The 18,425-nt window shown below is 70.6% G+C and carries 12 protein-coding genes; 4 read left to right on the top strand and 8 right to left on the bottom strand.

Annotated features, from left to right (window positions below):
- Positions 1–117 precede the first annotated feature (117 nt).
- Together acnA and BLV01_RS07275 are read left to right on the top strand one after the other, a co-directional pair.
- Positions 118–2,886: an aconitate hydratase AcnA gene (acnA, locus tag BLV01_RS07280; protein ID WP_091796081.1), complete on the top strand. Its 2,769-nt coding sequence runs from the start codon at positions 118–120 to the stop codon at positions 2,884–2,886.
- A gap of 311 nt (positions 2,887–3,197) precedes the next feature.
- On the top strand, positions 3,198–3,623 hold the full coding sequence (locus BLV01_RS07275; protein ID WP_091796078.1) for a hypothetical protein: 426 nt from the start codon (positions 3,198–3,200) through the stop codon (positions 3,621–3,623).
- Between the two features lie 33 nt (positions 3,624–3,656).
- On the opposite strand, the gene BLV01_RS07270 is transcribed toward BLV01_RS07275, so the two are convergent.
- From BLV01_RS07270 to BLV01_RS07245, 6 genes are all read right to left on the bottom strand, one after another.
- Positions 3,657–4,871, bottom strand: a complete 1,215-nt coding sequence (locus BLV01_RS07270) for a vWA domain-containing protein (protein ID WP_091796075.1) — start codon at positions 4,869–4,871, stop codon at positions 3,657–3,659.
- On the bottom strand, positions 4,868–7,291 hold the full coding sequence (locus tag BLV01_RS07265) for a DUF5682 family protein (protein ID WP_091796072.1): 2,424 nt from the start codon (positions 7,289–7,291) through the stop codon (positions 4,868–4,870). Before BLV01_RS07265 ends, BLV01_RS07270 begins: the two co-directional genes overlap by 4 nt.
- Before the next feature lie 7 nt (positions 7,292–7,298).
- Positions 7,299–8,378, bottom strand: a complete 1,080-nt coding sequence (locus tag BLV01_RS07260; protein ID WP_091796069.1) for an ATP-binding protein — start codon at positions 8,376–8,378, stop codon at positions 7,299–7,301.
- A gap of 50 nt (positions 8,379–8,428) precedes the next feature.
- Positions 8,429–9,994, bottom strand: coding sequence for a DUF5691 domain-containing protein (locus BLV01_RS07255; protein ID WP_091796066.1), 1,566 nt, complete (start codon positions 9,992–9,994; stop codon positions 8,429–8,431).
- A complete protein-coding gene (locus BLV01_RS07250) occupies positions 9,991–11,331 on the bottom strand; it encodes an SWIM zinc finger family protein (RefSeq protein ID WP_091796063.1) in 1,341 nt (446 codons plus the stop codon). The genes BLV01_RS07255 and BLV01_RS07250 overlap by 4 nt, the downstream gene beginning before the upstream one ends.
- Before the next feature lie 169 nt (positions 11,332–11,500).
- Positions 11,501–11,980 carry a DUF4440 domain-containing protein gene (locus BLV01_RS07245; protein ID WP_091796060.1) on the bottom strand — a complete coding sequence of 160 codons (480 nt, stop codon included), beginning with the start codon at positions 11,978–11,980 and terminating at the stop codon, positions 11,501–11,503.
- A 268-nt stretch (positions 11,981–12,248) separates the two neighbouring features.
- On the opposite strand from BLV01_RS07245, the gene BLV01_RS07240 reads away from it, so the two are divergent.
- Together BLV01_RS07240 and BLV01_RS07235 are read left to right on the top strand one after the other, a co-directional pair.
- Positions 12,249–13,925 (top strand): long-chain fatty acid--CoA ligase, encoded by a 1,677-nt coding sequence (locus BLV01_RS07240; protein ID WP_091796057.1) that lies wholly within the window; start codon positions 12,249–12,251, stop codon positions 13,923–13,925.
- A gap of 221 nt (positions 13,926–14,146) precedes the next feature.
- The gene (locus BLV01_RS07235; RefSeq protein WP_091796054.1) at positions 14,147–15,007 is read left to right on the top strand and encodes a crotonase/enoyl-CoA hydratase family protein; all 861 of its coding nucleotides are present in this window, start codon (positions 14,147–14,149) and stop codon (positions 15,005–15,007) included.
- Between the two features lie 25 nt (positions 15,008–15,032).
- Here the strand turns inward: BLV01_RS07235 and BLV01_RS07230 are convergent, their stop codons facing one another.
- Positions 15,033–17,219: an ATP-binding protein gene (locus BLV01_RS07230; protein WP_091796050.1), complete on the bottom strand. Its 2,187-nt coding sequence runs from the start codon at positions 17,217–17,219 to the stop codon at positions 15,033–15,035.
- Positions 17,220–17,223: 4 nt separating this feature from the next.
- A complete protein-coding gene (locus tag BLV01_RS07225; RefSeq protein ID WP_091796048.1) occupies positions 17,224–18,282 on the bottom strand; it encodes a cyclic di-GMP phosphodiesterase response regulator RpfG in 1,059 nt (352 codons plus the stop codon).
- Positions 18,283–18,425: the final 143 nt, after the last annotated feature.

Raw genomic sequence — 18,425 nt, 5'->3', positions numbered from 1 at the left:
GGCAACTGGTGGATAATCGCCCCACAGACCCCGCCACGCACTGCGCCGCCCGGTCCACCGCAAGCAGATCCTCGCCCGGCGCGAGGCGCGAGCCAGCACCTCACAGGAGTTCAACGCATGAGCGACTCGTTTTCCACCCGCCGCCAGTTGTCCGTCAACGGCCGCGACTACACCTATTTCAGCCTGCCGGTGCTGGGCGAGCGCTTCGACATCGCCCGCCTGCCCTATTCGATGAAGATCCTGCTGGAGAACCTGCTGCGCCATGAAGACGGCGGCGCCACGGTCGGCAAGGAGCACATCGAAGCGGTCGCGCACTGGGACGCCAGGAAGGAGCCCGACACCGAGATCGCCTTCATGCCGGCGCGCGTGGTCCTGCAGGACTTCACCGGCGTGCCCTGCGTGGTCGACCTGGCGGCGATGCGCGACGCGGTCGGCAAGCTCGGCGGCAACGCCAAGCAGATCAACCCGCTGATTCCGTCCGAACTGGTCATCGACCACTCCGTGCAGGTCGACGTGTTCGGCCGCCCGGATGCGCTCGACCTCAACGGCAAGATCGAGTTCGAACGCAACAAGGAACGCTACAGCTTCCTGCGCTGGGGCCAGAAGTCGTTCGAGAACTTCAAGGTGGTGCCGCCGAACACCGGCATCGTCCACCAGGTGAACCTGGAAAACCTGGCCCGCGTGGTCATGGGCCGCGAGGTCGAAGGCGAACTGCTGGCCTTCCCCGACACCGTGTTCGGCACCGACAGCCACACCACGATGATCAACGGCATCGGCGTGCTCGGCTGGGGCGTGGGCGGCATCGAGGCCGAGGCGGCGATGCTCGGCCAGCCCTCGTCGATGCTGATTCCGCAGGTGGTCGGCTTCAAGCTGACCGGCAAGCTGCCCGAAGGCAGCACCGCCACCGACCTGGTGCTGACCGTCACCCAGATGCTGCGCAAGCACGGCGTGGTCGGCAAGTTCGTCGAGTTCTACGGCGACGGCCTGCAGCACCTGCCGCTGGCCGACCGCGCCACCATCGCCAACATGGCGCCCGAGTACGGCGCGACCTGCGGCATCTTCCCGATCGACGCCGAATCGCTGACTTACCTGCGTTTGTCGGGCCGCAGCGACGAGCAGATCGCGCTGGTGGAGGCCTACGCCAAGGCCCAGGGCCTGTGGCACGAGCCGGGCCAGCCGCACGCCGAATACTCGGCCACGCTCGAACTCGACCTGGGCGACGTCAAGCCGTCGCTGGCCGGGCCCAAGCGCCCGCAGGACCGGGTGCTGCTGGAGAACGTGCACGCCAACTTCCAGGAGAACCTCGGCCCGCTGGTCGCCAACCGCAAGCCCCGCGGCGTGGGCTGCGCGATCGAGGAACTCAACGGCGAAGGCGGCGACCAGCCGCAGGCGAGCCAGCTCGCGGCCAAGCCGGTGTCGAAGATCCGCATCCAGGAACAGGACGCCGAGCTGTCCGACGGCTCGGTGGTGATCGCCGCGATCACCTCCTGCACCAACACCTCCAACCCGGCGGTGATGCTCGGCGCCGGCCTGCTCGCGCGCAACGCCGCAAAGCTGGGCCTGAAGTCCAAGCCGTGGGTCAAGACCTCGCTCGGCCCGGGTTCGCTGGTGGTGACCGACTACCTCAAGAAGGCCGGCGTGCTCGACGACCTGGAGAAGCTCGGCTTCTACGTGGTCGGCTACGGCTGCACCACCTGCATCGGCAACTCCGGCCCGCTGCCGGACGAAGTGTCCAAGGGCATCGCCGAGAACGAACTGGTGGTCGCCTCGGTGCTGTCGGGCAACCGCAACTTCGAAGGCCGCGTGCATCCGGAAGTGAAGGCCAACTACCTGGCCTCGCCGCCGCTGGTGGTGGCGTACGCGATCGCCGGCACGGTCAACATCGACCTGACCCAGGAGCCGATCGGCAAGGACAACGACGGCAACGACGTGTTCCTGCGCGACATCTGGCCGTCGAACAAGGAAATCGGCGACACCATCGCCGCGACGGTCGGCCCGGAGCTGTTCGCGCAGAACTACGCCGACGTGTTCAAGGGCGACACCCGCTGGAACCAGATCGCCTCGCCGGACGGCGAGTCGTTCCAGTGGGAGGAATCCTCGACCTACATCAAGAACCCGCCCTACTTCGACGGCATGACCATGCAGGTCGGCAGCATCGACGACGTGCACGGCGCGCGGGTGATGGGCCTGTTCGGCGACTCGATCACCACCGACCACATCTCGCCGGCCGGCAACATCAAGAAGGACTCGCCGGCGGGCCGCTTCCTGATCTCGCGCGGCGTGCAGCCGGTGGACTTCAACAGCTACGGTTCGCGCCGCGGCAACGACGATGTGATGGTGCGCGGCACCTTCGCCAACATCCGCATCAAGAACCTGATGTTCGGCGGCGAGGAAGGCGGCAACACCTTGTACTACGGCAAGGACGGCGCGGCGCCGGAAAAGCTGGCGATCTTCGACGCGGCGATGAAGTACAAGGCCGACGGCGTGCCGCTGGTGGTGTTCGCCGGCAAGGAGTACGGCACCGGCTCCTCGCGCGACTGGGCGGCCAAGGGCACCAACCTGCTCGGGGTCAAGGCGGTCATCGCCGAGAGCTTCGAGCGCATCCACCGCTCCAACCTGGTCGGCATGGGCGTGCTGCCGCTGCAGTTCAAGGACGGCGAGAACGCGCAGAGCCTGGGCCTGGACGGTTCGGAAGTGGTCAGCGTGACCGGGCTCGACGACGGCAAGGCCAAGACCGCGACGGTGACGGCGAAGAAGGCCGACGGCAGCGAGAAGACGTTCGAGGCGAAGGTGCTGTTGCTGACGCCGAAGGAAGTGGAGTACTTCCGCCACGGCGGCATCCTGCACTACGTGCTGCGGCAGTTGGCGGCGAAGAAGGCGGGCTGACAGGCGGCTTCGCGCTGCCCTCATCCGCCCCTGCCTTCGCAGGGGCAGGCCCTTCGGGCGCCTTCTCCCGTAAACGGGAGAAGGAACGGCTCACGACGCTGCTGCTTGGGCCCCTCTCCCGCTTGCGGGGTGAGGGGCCGCGCTGCGAGCCATTGGCTCGCGCGGACCCGGTCGCCCGAACGCTATGCGTTCGGGCCGGGGCGGGGCTGGTGATGGCCTCCACTGGCCGACTCGCTTACCCTCTCGCAGGATCCTCTCCCGCTTGAGGCAAACGGACGGCGCCTGCAGCGCCGCCGACATGGAGCCGCCGCATGCTGTTTCGTTCCATCGCTTCTGCCGGTGCGCTCTGCCTCACCCTGGCCGCCTGCGCCGGCAGCGCGGAGCGCGACCGCAACAGCCGTTGGTACGGCCGCACCGCCGGCGTGGTCGAAATCGAATTGCAGCACGCAACCGCGCAACTGCGCGCAGGCTGGCTGGAAAAGAGCACGCAGGCACGCGCGGACGGCCATCTGCGCTACGCCAGGTCCAGCGAGGACGGCAACGGCTCCGCAGAAGAAGGCTGGTACCGGCTGCGCAAGCACATGCGCGTGGGGCCGCATTACTACGGCCGCATCGCGACCGACGACGGCGCTTTCGAGTTTTGCGCGCTCAGTTCGCGCCGCAGTGGGTCCTGCGAGAACGGCGAGTGCACCACCGTGATTCGCTGGGACGACTGCACCGCGCTGGCGCCGCGCTGAGCGCGCGCGGCGCGGCGAGCGCACGCTCGCGCCCTACCCCTCCGCCCGCGTCGGCACCAACCCGTTCCCCGCCGCCCACTGGTTGACGTCGTCGCGGCGAATCGCCGCCGCCATCAATCCCGGAAACGCATCCGGCGTGCACGCGAACGAAGGCACGCCCAGCGCCGCCAGCTTCGCCGCCAGCGCTTGATCGTAGGCCGGGCGGCCTTCGTCGCTGAGCGCCAGCAGCACGATGAACTGCACGCCGGCCTCGACCAATTCCTGCGCGCGCGCCAGCAGCTTGGCCTCGACCCCGCCTTCGTACAGGTCCGAGATCAGCACCAGGATGCTGTTGCGCGGCTCGCGGATCAGGCCCTGGCAATAGGCCACCGCGCCGTGGATGTCGGTGCCGCCGCCGAGCTGCACGCCGAACAGCAGGTCGACCGGGTCGTCGAGTTGCTCGGTCATGTCGACCACCGCGGTGTCGAACACCACCAGCCGGGTCGATACCGCCGGCAGCGAGGCCATCACCGCGCCGAAGATGCTCGAATACACCACCGAGGCCGCCATCGAGCCGCTTTGGTCGATGCACAGGGTGATCTCGCGCTGCGGCCGCCGCGACTTGCGGCCGAAGCCGATCAGCTGCTGCGGGATCACGGTCTTGTACTCGGGCTGCCAATGCTTGAGGTTGGCGCGGATGGTGCGGTTCCAGTCGATCTCGGCGTGGCGCGGCCGCCGGGTGCGGCGGGCGCGGTCGAGCGCGCCGGTCACCGCCGAGCGCATCGGCTCTTCGAGCTTGCGCATCAGTTCCTCGACCACGCGCCGCACCACCATGCGCGCGGTCTGCTTGGTCTCGGCCGGGATCACGCCCGACAGCGACACCAGGTTGGCGACCATGTGCACGTCGGGCTGGATGCCCTCGAGCATCTCCTTTTCCAGCAGCATCTGGCGCAGGTCCAGGCGCTGCAGGGCGTCGCGCTGCATCACCTGGACCACGCTGGTCGGGAAGTACTTGCGGATGTCGCCGAGCCAGCGCGCCACGTTCGGCGCCGAACCGCCGCGGCCGCCGCGCCGCGACAGGCCGCCCGGACCGCTGGGTTCGTACAGCGCGGCCAGGGCCGCGTCCATCGGCGACAGGCCCGCGCCGAGCGCGCCGCAGCTGTCCTGGGCTTCGCTGCCCAGGACCATGCGCCAGCGCTCCTCGCGCGTGCTCGGCGTCGCCGCATCGCTGGGCAGGCCGGTATCGGCGTTGTCCGTAGCCGCGCTCATCGCGCATCTCCCATAGGCTCGAGGCCGAACAGTTCGCGCAGCAACGGCAGCGCACGCGCCGCGCGGGCGGCGTCCCAGGACGATCGCGCCGCCGATGCCGGCGCCGCGCCCGGCGGGCGCTTGACCCGCTGGCCGAGGTCGCGCCGGTCGGCGGCCTCGAACTCGGCGAAGCTGCGCCGCAACAACGGCACCACGCGCAGGAAATGCTCGTGGCCCAGGTTCGAGACCCAAGCGTCGATCAATCCCCACACCGCGTCGTCGTGCAGCAGCACCGCGGCGTTGCGGTTGAGGAAGCCGTCCAGCCAGTGCGCCGCGTCCAGCGGCTCGGCGCCGAGCGACAGGTTCAGGCCCAGCTCGCGCGCCACCGCTTCGCCGTCGAAGCCGCCGGCGTCGAACAGCAGGCGCGTGGCCACGCCGCGCAGCAGCGGCGTGGCGCTCAGCGCCAGCGCGAGTTGGCGCAGGGCGCCGCGCCAGGTCGCGGTCTGGGCGTCGTCCTCGCGCAGCGCCACGGCGCGGTCGGCGGCGAGCAAAGTCTCGCGCGCGTCGCCGGCGGCCTCTTCGTCGAGCCCGCCCAGGGCGATGGTCAGGCCGATGCAGGCGCGCGCGAGCATGCCGTCGAACAGGTGCCGCACCTGCGCCGCATCGGTATTGCGCACGTTGCCGTAGCGCTGCACGTTGGCCAGCGCCGGCAGCGCCGCCAGCAGCGACAGCGGATCGGCGTCGACCGCGGCGCGCGCCTGCAGTTCGGCCGCCACCGCCTGCACCGCATCGGGCAGGTTCGCCAGCAGCACCCGGTCGATCAGGCGCGAGAGGTCCGGCAAGCGCTCGGCCCGGCGCGCGGATTCGATCGCGCGCGCGGTCGCGGCCTGCGCCACCGTCTGGCCGTAGCGGCTGGCGACGATCAGCTCGATCTCGAAACCCGGCTGCCAGGCCAGTTCCCACACTTCGCGGAAGCTGCCGCGCGAACGCCCGGCGCCGCCGAGGCGGCCCCAGCCGATGTCGAGCAGCAGCAGCCGGTGCAGTAGTTCGCTGCGCTGCAGGTCGGTGTCGTTGCGCAGGTCCAGTTCCAGCGGCTTGCTCAACGCTTCGGCCTTGAGCCGCAGGCGCTTGCGCTGGGCTTCCAGGTCGCGCTGCAGCGGCACCGTGGGCACCGCTTCGGGCACCGAGCCGATCCGCTCGCCGATCATCAGCGCCTGCTCGATCAGCCGCATCGGCGCGTCGTCGCCGTTGCACAGGATGCTCAAGGTGGCCTGGTTGAGTTCCTCCAGGCTCGGCGCCGGCCGGTCGCGCAATGCGGCCAGGGTGTCGGCCAGGCGCGTGGCTTCGATCAGGTGCGCGGAGGAGCAGTCCAGCGCGTGTTCGCGCAGCACCCGCGCGACCCTTGCGAACCAGCCGACCGTGCGGCCCTGGCTGCCGCCGTGCCGCCACAGGTGTTCGTACCAGCCCGGCGAATCGATGCCGGCGCCGTAACCGCTGGCGCTGCTCAGGTGCCGGTACGTCCACGGCACCCAGGTCGCGGCGGCCTTGAGCTTGGGCAAGTCCTTGAGCAGGGCCTTGTCGGCCGCGGCGGTGGCCTTGCCGGCCAGCGCCGGCACGTGCCAGGCGCCGCAGACCACGGCGATGCGCTCGAAGCCCTGCTTGATCGCGTCGCGGATGCCGCTGCGCATGTGCGCCTCGCGCAGCGCTTCCTCGTGCGGATCCAGGCCGTTGCGCAGCTCGGCGTGGTCGCGCAGTTCGCCCATGGCCGCGGCGATCGCCTCGAACAGGCCTTCGCCGTCGCCGCGTTCCTCGACCATGTGGTTCCACCAGCTCTCGCCGTCGGCGTAGCCGGCGGCGTGGGCGAGCCAGTCGAGCGGATCGCGGTGCTCGGCGTGGCGCTCGGCGTCGGCGGTCGCGGCGCTGGCGTCGCTGCCGGCGTCGTCGGCCGGGTGTGCGGACGCGGATTCGGCGGCGTCTTCACCGGCCGTCTGCGGCGCCGCAGGGGCCTCGGCGCGCGCCGCGTCGTCGGCGAGTTCCTGCGGCGACGGCGCCTCGCCCTCGCCCGCTTGCGTCTGCGCGGCCGCATCGCCCGCCAAGCGTTCGCGCCGCGCCCGCTGCCAGGCCAGGCTGGCCCCGGCCGGCACGTCGATGAAGCGCACCGTCGCGCCGTGCTCCACCGCCCAGCGCATCGCCTGCCACTCGGGCGAGAACTCGGCGTAGGGATGGAACACGGCCAGTTGCGGATCGTCGACGCCATAGGACAGCAGCGCCACCGGCGGCTGCAGTTGCGCGTCGCGCAGGTGCTCGACCAGGGCCTCGGCACCAGCCGGGCCCTCGATCAGCACGCAGTCCGGGCGCAGCGCGTCCAGCGCCTTGCGCAGGCTGCGCGCGCAGCCCGGGCCGTGGTGGCGGATGCCGAAGTAACCGAGCGTGGCGCTCATGCGCGGCTCAGAGCTGTTCGCGGAAGGCGCGGTAGAGGTCCTTCCACTCGGCGCGTTCCTTGACCACGGTTTCCAGATACTCCGTCCACACCACCTGGTCCTGCACCGGGTCCTTGACCACCGCGCCGATCATGCCCGCGGCCATGTCGGCCGGACGCAGCACGCCGTCGCCGAAGTGCCCGGCCAGGGCCATGCCGTTGTTGATCACCGAGATCGCCTCGGCGGTGGACAGGGTCGAGCTCGGCGTCTTGAGCTTGGACTTGCCGTCCTCGGTCTGGCCGTTGCGCAGTTCGCGGAAGATGCGCACGATCCGCGCCACTTCCTTCAGCGCCGGCGGCTCGGCCGGCAGTTCCAGCGCGCGGCCGAGTTCGTGCACGCGCTTGACCACGATCGAGACCTCTTCCTCCTCGCTGGCCGGCACCGGCAGGATCACCGTGTTGAAGCGGCGCTTGAGCGCGCTGGACAGTTCGTTGACGCCCTTGTCGCGGTTGTTGGCGGTGGCGATCACGCTGAAGCCGCGCGCGGCCTGCACTTCGCTGCCCAGCTCGGGCACCGGCAGGGTCTTCTCCGACAGCACCGTGATCAGGGTGTCCTGGACGTCGGCGGGAATGCGGGTGAGTTCCTCGACCCGGGCGATCTTGCCGAGCTTCATCGCGTTCATCATCGGGCTGGGCACCAGCGCGTTCTCGCTCGGGCCGTGCGCGAGCAACTGCGCGTAGTTCCAGCCGTAGCGGATCTGCTCTTCGCTGGTGCCGGCGGTGCCCTGGATCAGCATGGTCGAATCGCCGCTGATCGCCGCGCTCAGGTGCTCGGACACCCACGACTTGGCCGTGCCCGGCACGCCGAACAGCAACAGCGCGCGGTCGGTGGCGACGGTGGCCACCGCGATTTCCATCAAGCGGCGGTTGCCGATGTACTTGGGGCTGACCTCGAAACCGTTGTCGAGCTTGCCGCCGATCAGGTAGGTCACCACCGCCCACGGCGACAGCTTCCAGTTGGCGGGACGCTGGCGGTCGTCGGCCTTGGCCAGTTGTTCGAGCTCTTCGGCGAACTGGATTTCGGCGTGTTGGCGCAGGACGGCGGTCATCGGAACTCCGTGTAGATGAGGTTTGATTCGAATATTCGGGGCTGCGCGGCTCAGGCGTGCAGCAGCCGGCGCAGGTGCGCGGTGCGCTCCAGGCCGGCCAAGCAGTCGGCCAGCGCCGGGGTGTCGTCGGGCGCGCGCGGCGGCGCCTGCCAGCCCTGCAGGGCCTGCGGGTGCAGCGCTTCCAGCAGCGACTGGGCGTTCTGGCGCAAGCTCCAGTCCTGGCGCAGGGTGTCGCCGGCCTGCTGCAGGCCGGCGCCGACCAGGCGCGAGTAGTCCAGCGGCAGCCACTGCCCCGGCGCGCAGGAGCCGAGCACTTCGTCGATGCGGCCGCTGCGGCACAGGTCGGCGAAGCTGCGCGGCCAGTGGCGCACGCGCTGCGCCGGCGGCAGCAGCGCCAGCAGTTCGCCGTGATGGCCGCCGAAGGCGCGGCCGGGCGCGTCGAGCATGGCCTCGGCCCAGTCGGCGTCGTCGCGGTGGATGCGCTCGATCCAGCCGCGATGCAGCGCCTGCTTCCAGTCGCTCTTGCCGGCCCAGGCCAGCAGCGCGGCCGCGTCCATGCCGGTGCGCTCGCGCCACCAGCGCAGCGGCACCTGGCGCACGAGTTGATACAGCCACCACGCGCGCTCGCCGAGCGCGTCGTTCTGCGGGCGCACGGCGTCGATGGCCGCGGCGGCCCAGTCGGGGTCGGCGGCCTGCGGCGCGTCGAGGGTCCAACGCTTGAGCAGCAGTGCGCGTTCCTGGGTCACCAGCGGCGCCAGCCAGGCGATCAATCGCTGCGCGTGCGCGGACTGCGGCAGGCGCGCGAGCAGGCTCGCGGCGAGCCGGCGCACTTCGCGCCCGCGGTCCTTGAGCAGGCCGGCCAGCAAGGCCTCGTCGTCCGCGCCCAGCCCGGTATCGAACTCGGCGACGAACGCGGCGCGCTCCTTGGCCGGCAGCTCGCCGAGCTGCGCCTGCAGCATCTGCCGCGCGCGCGCCGGCTCGGCCGCGCGGATCCGCGCGAACAGGGCCAGGCGCTGTTCGAAGCTGCCTTCCTGCCACAGGCGCGCGGCTTCGTCGGCCGAATCGCCGGATTCGCCGTCGTCCGCACCGCTCTGGCCTTCCACGCCCGCGCCGGCCGCGCCGCGATCGGCGTAGCGCCAATCCGGATTGAGCCGGGCCAGCCACAGGCCGCGTTCGCCGAGCACCGGCAGCAGCGGCGGGCGCAGCCGCGCGCGCTGGCGGCCGGCGTCGAGCGCGGACGCCAGCGCCCCTGCCGGCAGCGCGCGGCCGAGCGCGGCCAGGCGCTGGCAGGCTTCGTGGTGCAGGCGTTCGCTGTCGCCGCGGAAGATCGCGGCCAGCGCCGGCGCCAACGGTTCGCCCTCGCCGATCATGCGCGCGTCGTCCGGCGCGGCCGGCGGCGGCGCGATCTCGGCCGACGCGACCTCGACCGCGGCCAGGCGGCACGCCGCCATCGCCGCGGCGCCGCGGGCGTAGCGCGCCAGCGCGTCGTCGCCGTCGATCTGTTCGAGCCATTCGCCGACCGGCGCAGGAAACGCCGTCGCGCGCGCGCCGTCGATGCCGACCAGGGCCGGCTTGATCCAGTCGCCGCCGGCGCCGGGCTCGGGGTTCGCGCTCATGCCGCCAGGCTCCAGTTGTGCGCCGCATCGGCGCCGCGCCATGCGCTCAGCGGCCGCAGTTCGCGGCCGTCCCATTCGCCCATCACCTGCAGTTCGCGGCCGCCGCTGTGCGCGAGCAGGTTCCAGCCGGCGGCCTCGCCCAGCGCCAGCGGCACGCGCCCAGCCGGGGTGTGCAGCCACCAGCGTTCGTTCTCGCGCAGCGGCACCGCATCGGCCAGCGCCAGCGGCCACCATTGCAGCCATGGGTTCGCGGCGAACGCGAGCGATGCCGCGTCGATGGCCTCGGCCGCCGGCTGCGACCAGCGCGGCGCCGGTTGCGCCGCGCCCTGCTCCAGCGCCAGCGCGCGCAGCGGCGCGCTGCCGGGGAAGAAGCGCAGGGTCGCCTCGACGCTGCGCCCGTCCAGCCATTGCTGCTCCCAGCCGCGGCCGCCGTAGGCGTAGTCGTGCAGCAGCGCGTCGCGGCCGCTGGCCTGCCCGCGCAGCCACACCCGGCGCTCGAACAAACGGTCGTCGCGTTCGTCGATGCGCTGGCCCTGCACGATCCAGCGATCGCCCACGCTTTCGCCGAGCGTGGCCAGATCGTCCTTGTCGTAGACCCAGCCCAGCGCGGTGCGCACGTCGGCCAGGCGTTGCGGCGACAACGACGCGCGCCGGACCACCGCTTCGCGCAGCAGCCAGATCAGGCCGAAGCGCTCGACCACCGCCGGCGCGCCGGCGATGCCGGCGGCCATGGCCTCGGTCGCGGCCAGCAACTGCGCCGACAACGCCGGCGCCTGCGCATCGACCATGCGCGCCGCCATCGCCGTCCACTCCGCGCGCTGCTGCGCGCCGAACGAGGCCAGCCCGCGACGCAACTGGTCGCCGATCCAGCGCTGCAGTTCGGCGCTGCCCTGGTCGATGCGTTTCCAGCGCGCGGCTTCGCGCTTGGCCGCCGACGCCGCGGCGGTTTCCGGATCGGCCGCCTGCACAGCGGCGGCCTTGGCCGCGGCCTGTTCCTTCTTTTCGGCGCGGTCGCGGCGCGAGTTCAGCCATTCCTCGACCCAGGCCGGCCGCGCATCCGCGGCGATGCCGCCGCGCGCATGCATCAACAGCAGCGCCAGCGCGTGCTTGCACGGAAACTTGCGGCTGGGGCAGGAGCAGCGGGTGACCAGCGCGCTCAGGTCGACCTGGGCCTGGTACGGCTTCGCGCCGCTGCCCTTGCATTCGCCCCACAAGGCCTCGGCGTCGCCGCCCAGGCTCAGCCAATGTCGGTCGGAGGCCAGGCCGGTGGCGGCCTTGGCCGAAGCGCCGTCGGGCGCCAACGCGAGCGCCTGTTCGGCGGTCAGGGCAGATTCCATTGCGAACCGGTCCCCACCGGTAGCGTCCTTGTGTTGCCGGCAAGCATAGCCGAGCAGCGGGCAACCGGCGACGCGCACTGCGCAGCGGGCAAACGCAGCGGGCAAACGCGGCAAGCGCGCCGTCGATTGCGCGCGCGCGCGTTCGCCCGCCGCGCGCGCCGCCGAGCCGCTACAACCGCGGCGTCCACTCCGCCGAAATCATCCGCCACTCGCCGTCGCGCTCGCGCCAGCCGGTGCGCACCTGGTAGAGCTGCGCGGCCTCGGGCAGGGCGCTGCCGCCACCGCCGCCGAGCGCGGCCTCGAACTCGACCGTGGCGCGGTCGCCCTCGACCTTGTAGCGCGGCGCGGCCACGCGCACCCACACATCGCGATAGCGCAGGAAGCTGGCCGCGGCCAGCCGGCGCGCGCCTTCGCGGTCCAGGCCCTGCGGGCCGACGAAGTCGTCGGCCAGTTGCGCCCGCACCGCCTTGGCGTCGCGCGCCTGGATCGCCTCCTGCAGTTGCGTCATCGACTCGCGCAGGCGTTGTTCCGGCGAACCGCCGCTGCATGCGGCCAGGGCCAGCAGCGCCGCCGCCAGCCACCACGCGCGCGCGCCCGCGGCGGCGTCCCGCAAAGGCTGCGCCTGGCTGATCGCGAACATCCTGAACATGGCTGATTTCCCCTTCAAAGCGCTGCATCCCGCGTATTCGCACGACCGTTCGCCCACTCGGCCGGCGGCCTGCCGCCGTTCGGTCCGCGCCGGAGCCGGGCCCGGCTCCCGCCGATCCTGACAGGTCCGCAGCGCCCGCCACAACGCCGCCGGGCACCGCCTTGCCACCTGCTAGAGCCTATGCTCCAATCGAGAAAACACACCGTACGCCGGCGCACTTCGCGGCAAGCGGACAGAACGTCGACGAGCGATTAACGAGGGGATCGCGATGAGTTTGAACCGTCCGTGGCTTGCCCACTATCCGCAAGGCGTGCCGGCCCAGATCGACGTGGAGGAATTTCCCTCCGTGGTCTCGGTGCTGGAAAACGCGATCGAGAAGTTCCGCGACCGCCCCGCCTTCCGCAACTTCGGCAAGACACTGACCTACGGCGACATCGACCGGCTCAGCGCGCAATTCGCCGCCTACCTGCTCGGCGAGCTCAAGCTCAAGAAGGGCGATCGCGTCGCGATCATGATGCCCAACTGCCTGCAGTACCCGATCGCGACCTTCGGCGTGCTGCGCGCCGGCCTGACCGTGGTCAACACCAATCCGATGTACACCCCGCGCGAGCTCAAGCACCAGCTCGACGACTCCGGCGCGAAGGTGATCTTCGTGCTCGACAACTTCGGCAAGACCGTGCAGGACGTGGTCGCCGGCAGCTCGGTGCAGGTGATCGGCACCGGCCTGGGCGACATGGTCGGCGGGCTCAAGGGCCCGGTGATGAACTTCGTGCTGAAGTACGTCAAGAAGATGGTGCCCGACTACGACATCCCGGGCCTGGTGCGCTTCCGCGACACCCTCACCCTGGGGCAGATGCACAAGCTGCCGCAGGTGGACATCGCGCCGGACGACATCGCGTTCCTGCAATACACCGGCGGCACCACCGGCGTGGCCAAGGGCGCCATGCTGACCCACCGCAACCTGGTCGCGAACATGCAGCAGGCCGCGGCGTGGATCGGCACCAACGCGCGCATGGGCGAAGAGATCATCATCACCGCGCTGCCGCTGTACCACATCTTCGCGCTGACCGCGAACGGCCTGGTGTTCATGAAGTTCGGCGGCCTCAACCACATGATCACCAACCCGCGCGACATGCCGGCGTTCGTGAAGGAGCTGCAGGAAAACCGCTTCACCGCGATCACCGGCGTCAACACGCTCTTCAACGGCCTGCTCAACACGCCCGGCTTCGACAAGGTCGACTTCTCCGGCCTGCACCTGACCCTGGGCGGCGGCATGGCCGTGCAGCGCTCGGTCGCCGAGCGCTGGAAGCAGGTCACCGGGGTGACCCTGGTCGAGGCCTACGGCCTCACCGAGACCTCGCCGGCGGCGTGCATCAACCCGATGGACCTGGCCGAGTACAACGGCGCGATCGGCCTGCCGATCTCCTCCACCGACGCCTGCGTCAAGGACGAGGACGGCAACATCCTGGCGATGGGCGAAGTCGGCGAGCTGTGCATCAAGGGCCCGCAGGTGATGAAGGGCTATTGGCAAAAGCCCGAGGAAACCGCCAAGGTCATCGACGACGACGGCTGGCTGCACACCGGCGACATGGCCAAGATGGACGAGCAAGGTTTCTTCTATATCGTCGATCGCAAGAAGGACATGATCCTGGTCTCGGGCTTCAATGTGTACCCGAACGAAATCGAGGACGTGATCGCGCTCATGCCCGGCGTGCTGGAAGTGGCCGCGGTCGGCGTTCCCGACGAGAAGTCGGGCGAGGCGGTCAAGGTGGTGATCGTCAAGAAGGATCCGGCGCTGACCGCCGAGGACGTCAAGGCGCACGCGCGCGCCAACCTCACCGGCTACAAGCACCCCAAGTTCGTCGAGTTCCGCAAGGAACTGCCCAAGACCAACGTCGGCAAGATCCTGCGCCGCGAGCTGCGCGACCCGCCGCCGGCGGCGTGAAGACGCGTGAGCATGGGTGGGCCCTGGTGCGGGTAAAATAGCCCGCGCAACGCCCCGGTCCTGCAGCCAACAACGCAAGAAGCCGCGCAAGCCCCTCTCCGGAGGGGCTTTTATTTTTGCGGCGGAATCGGGGTGTAGCATCGATGCGTGGGCTCCAACCATCGCCGCTCGCGGCCCACCGCACCCTGCCCTGCGGGCGGCCATCGCCGAGGACCGCATCCATGAGCACCATCGAAAAACTGCACCGCGCACGCGCCTACCCCACCCTGCGCATCGAGTCCGCCCCCGACGGACTGGCGCACTGGCTGTACATGCACGAGGACGTCGGCCTCGGCGTGCGTCCGTGCTTCCGCACCCCGCTCATGGAAGACATGTGGGCGTTCCTGTCCTCGATCAGCCTGCGCGAAGGCCAGGCGCCGAGCGAACTGCGCCATGTGGTGCTGGCCTCGTCGGCGCCGGCGTTCAACCTGGGCGGCGACCTGGAACTGTTCGCGCGCCTGATCCGCAGCCAGGACCGCGAGCGCCTGCTTTCGTATGCGCGCCGCTGCGTCGACGGCGTCCACCACATCCACGGCGGGCTCGGCGGCGACGTGCACACCATCGCCCTGGTCCAGGGCGACGCGCTCGGCGGCGGCCTGGAGCTGGCGCTGTCGTGCCACACCATCGTCGCCGAGGAAGGCGTCGACATGGGCCTGCCTGAGGTGGTGTTCGACCTGTTCCCGGGCATGGGCGCGTACTCGTACCTGTGCAAGCGGGTCAGCCCGCGCGTGGCCGAGAAGCTGATCATGGACGGCGCGCTGCTCAGCAGCCAGGAGATGCACCGGCTGGGCGTGGTCGACGTGCTGGTGCCGCGCGGCCAGGGCGAGGCGGCGGTGGCCGACCTGATCCGCCGCCAGCAGCGCTCGCCGCACTCGCAGCTGGCGATGAACAAGATGCGCCAGATCGCCCAGCCGACCAGCTACCAGGAACTGATGGCGATCACCGAGCTGTGGGTCGACACCGCGCTGGCGCTGCCGGACAAGGCGCTGCGGACCATGGACCGGATCGTGCGCGCGCAGGAACGCCGGGCCGTGGCGGCGTAACCGCCATGTCCGCCCCGACGGCGTTTCAGGGGGAGCGCTCGTCGCCGTCACGCGCGTGGCGTTGCCGCTCGCGTGCTTCGAGCGCTTCCCGGCCCTGGGCCAGACGCTCGTTCAACGCACTCTGCCGGGACCGCCACTCGGCAGCGACCTGCCAGTCCGGCAGCCGCATCAGCTCGCCGGCCGCGCCCGCGAGCCGGACCAACCCCAGATTGCTCGCCACGCCCTTGAGCGCGTGGCCGTGTTCGCGCACGCGTTCCCACTGGCCGCGCTCGCCCGCGTCGGCCAGGGCGACGATGCAGCCGTCGGCGTCGCGCAGGCACTGGGCGACGAATTCGCGCTCGAAGCCCTCGCCCATGCCGAGGCTGCCGAGCTCGTCGAGCACCGAAGGATCGAAGCCGTTGTCCTGAGCCCCGGACGACGCGGCCTCCGCGCGCACCGGCATCGGCGCAGCGGCGGCGATGCGGCCGGTGGCCGCGATCTCGGCCAGCGTATCGAGCAGGCGCACGGTCGACACCGGCTTGGCCAGAAACGCGCGCGCCCCGGCCTGCTGGCAGGCCTGGATCGAATCGGGCGTGACGTCGGCGCTGAGCACCACCACCGGCGTGCGCCGGCCGCTGCCGGCTTCCATCACCCGCAGTTCGCGCAGCAGGTCCAGGCCGCTGATGCCGGGCATGTGCAGGTCGGCGACCACCGCGTCGTAGTCGCTGACCGCCAGCGCGTTCAACACATCCTCGCCGCCATCGACGCAGACCGCGCGATGGCCGGCCTTCTGCAACAACCGTTGCAGCACCATGCGGTTGGCGGCGTGGTCGTCGGCGACCAGCACCTGTAGGCTGCGCACCCGCGCGCGATGGCGCAGGAACGGATCGGAGAACGCGATGACGTTTTCCGGATCGTTGCGCGGAGTCCGCTCGACCGCGTCGGCCGCGGCCAGCGCCGGCTCGGGCACCACCGCCACGCGCTGGAACGGCAGCTCCACCCAGAACCGGCTGCCGCGCTGTTCGGTGCTCTCGAAGCCGATGCTGCCGCCCATGGCCTCGGTCAGGCCCTTGGCGATGGTGGTGCCCAGGCCGGTGCCGCCGTAGCGGCGCGCCAGGCTGACGTCGGCCTGCTCGAAGGCTTCGAACAGGCGCTGGCGCATCGCCAGCGGAATGCCGATGCCGGTATCGGTCACGGTGAAGCGCAGGCGCACGCCGCCGTCGGCCTGGCCGACCACGCCCAGCTCCAGCCGCACGCTGCCGTGGTCGGTGAACTTGACCGCGTTGCCGGTGAGGTTGAGCAGGACCTGGCGCAGATGGCCGACATCGCCGCGCAGCAGCGCCGGCACGTCGGCGGCGACGCTGGTCTCGTAGCGCAGTTGCTTGGCCCGCGCCTGCGGCTGCAGGATCAGGCCGATGCCGTCGATGAGTTCGCGCGGCGAGAACTCGGCGAGGTTCAGCTTGAGCTTGCCGGCCTCGATCGCGGAGATGTCGAGCACGTCCTCGACCAGCGCCAGCAGGCTGCGGGTCGAGGCCTGGATGGTGTTGAGGCACTCGCGCTGCTCGGCGTCCAGGCGCGTGGTCGCCAGCAGTTCGGACATGCCGGCCAGGCCGTTGAGCGGGGTGCGGAACTCATGGCTCATGTTGGCCAGGAACCGGCTCTTGGCTTCGTTGGCGCGCTTGGCCTCATCGGTCGCGCGCACCAGCGCGCGCAGCAGGCCGGTGAGGTACAGCGGGATCGCCGCCAGGCCCAGCTCCAGGCCGATGCCGAGCACCGGGTTGCCGCGCCAGTAGTCGCTGAACCACAACACCGAGCCGAAGCTGGCCAGGGCCATCGCGACCGCGCCGAACAGGTAGCCGGTGCCGAAGCGCAGGCCGTTGCCGATGGTCACCCACATCAGGATCACGTAGACCCAGGCCAGCGGCTCGCCGATGTGGATCATCGCCGCGGCCATCAGGCCGTAGTCCGAGCACATGCCGATGATCCGGCGCAGGTGCGAGCGGCCGGGCGCGGCCAGGATCCAGCCGATCAGGACCACGCCGACGCTGAAGCCGGTGACCACCATCAGCAGCACGTTGTTGTACTGGTAGACCGGCATGCCGCCGCCGCTGCCGCGCGCCAGCATGTAGGCCAGCACCACGAACAGCACGGCGATGCGGACGAAGGCCTGGCCGTGCTCGCTGTCCGCGCGTTGGGACAGCGTGGACCGGAACCAGTTCAGCAGGCGGATCATCGGTTTACTCCAGGCCGGGCCTGTTCGGTACCGTGGAAAAACGCGCGCACAGTTCGTCCAGGCGGGTACGGCTGCGGATCAGGGCGTCGACGCAGCGCGGGTCGAACAGGCGGCCGCGCTGGGCGTACAGGTAACCCAGCGCCGCGTCCACGTCCCAGGCCTTCTTGTACGGACGCGGCGAGATCAGCGCGTCGAACACGTCGGCCACCGCCACGATACGCGCTTCCAGCGGAATTTCCTCGCCGACCAGCCCGTCCGGGTAGCCCGAGCCGTCGTAGCGTTCGTGATGGCGCAGCGCGATCAGCGCGCCGGCCTGGATGAAGCGGTTCTGGCTGCCGCTGAGCAGTTCGTAGCCGATCTTGGGATGGCGGCGCATGATCGCCGTCTCCTCCTCGGTCAGCGGGCCGGGTTTCATCAGCACCGCGTCGGGGATGGCGATCTTGCCGATGTCGTGCAGCGGCGCGGCCATCTCGATGACCCGGATCTCGTCCTCGAACATGCCCAGCTGCTCGGCGATCAGGCCGGCGATGTGGGCCATGCGCTCCAGGTAGGCGCTGGTGCCGGCGTCGCGGAACTCGATCGCCCGCGCCAGCCGCGAGAGGGTCTCGCGTTCGCGCTCCTCGACCTCGTGCATGCTCGACAGCAGCCGCTGCTCCAGCGACAGCGCGCGCTGCTTGACGTTCTCGGACTGCTGGCGCAGCGCCAGCAGGTTGCGGCAACGCGCGCGCAGTTCGCGCGGACGCACCGGCTTGACCAGGAAGTCGATCACCCCGGCTTCCAGCGCGGCCTGGCGCACCGGCTCGTCGCCGACCACGGTCACCAGGATGATCGGGATGTCGCGATGCATCGGCAGGCGGCGGAAACGGCGGGCGAACTCCAGGCCGTCGATGCCGGGCATGCGGTAATCGAGCAGCAACAGGTCCGGCTGGTGGCTCTCGCACCACGCCAGCGCGGCTTCGGGCTCGCCGAAGTCGTGCACCTGCAGTTCGGACGCAATGTCCTCGATGATGTGGCGCAGCATCGTCCTGGCGGACGCTTGGTCATCGACGATAACGACGTTCACTCAACGGTACCCGTAGTGAGGCCGCCCCCTGCGGCTGCCGGTCTGCGAGCATACTCCGCCGCGCCGTGCCGGAGCAGCCGCCGAAAGTCCCGGCACACCCCGCGTGGGCCGGCATTCACCTGAAGCCATGAGCGATTGCGCGG

This window comes from Lysobacter sp. yr284 (genome assembly GCF_900107375.1).
Classification (GTDB): domain Bacteria; phylum Pseudomonadota; class Gammaproteobacteria; order Xanthomonadales; family Xanthomonadaceae; genus Lysobacter.
Note: the sequence above shows the minus strand (reverse complement) of the source record. Positions and strands in the feature narration are given on the sequence as shown.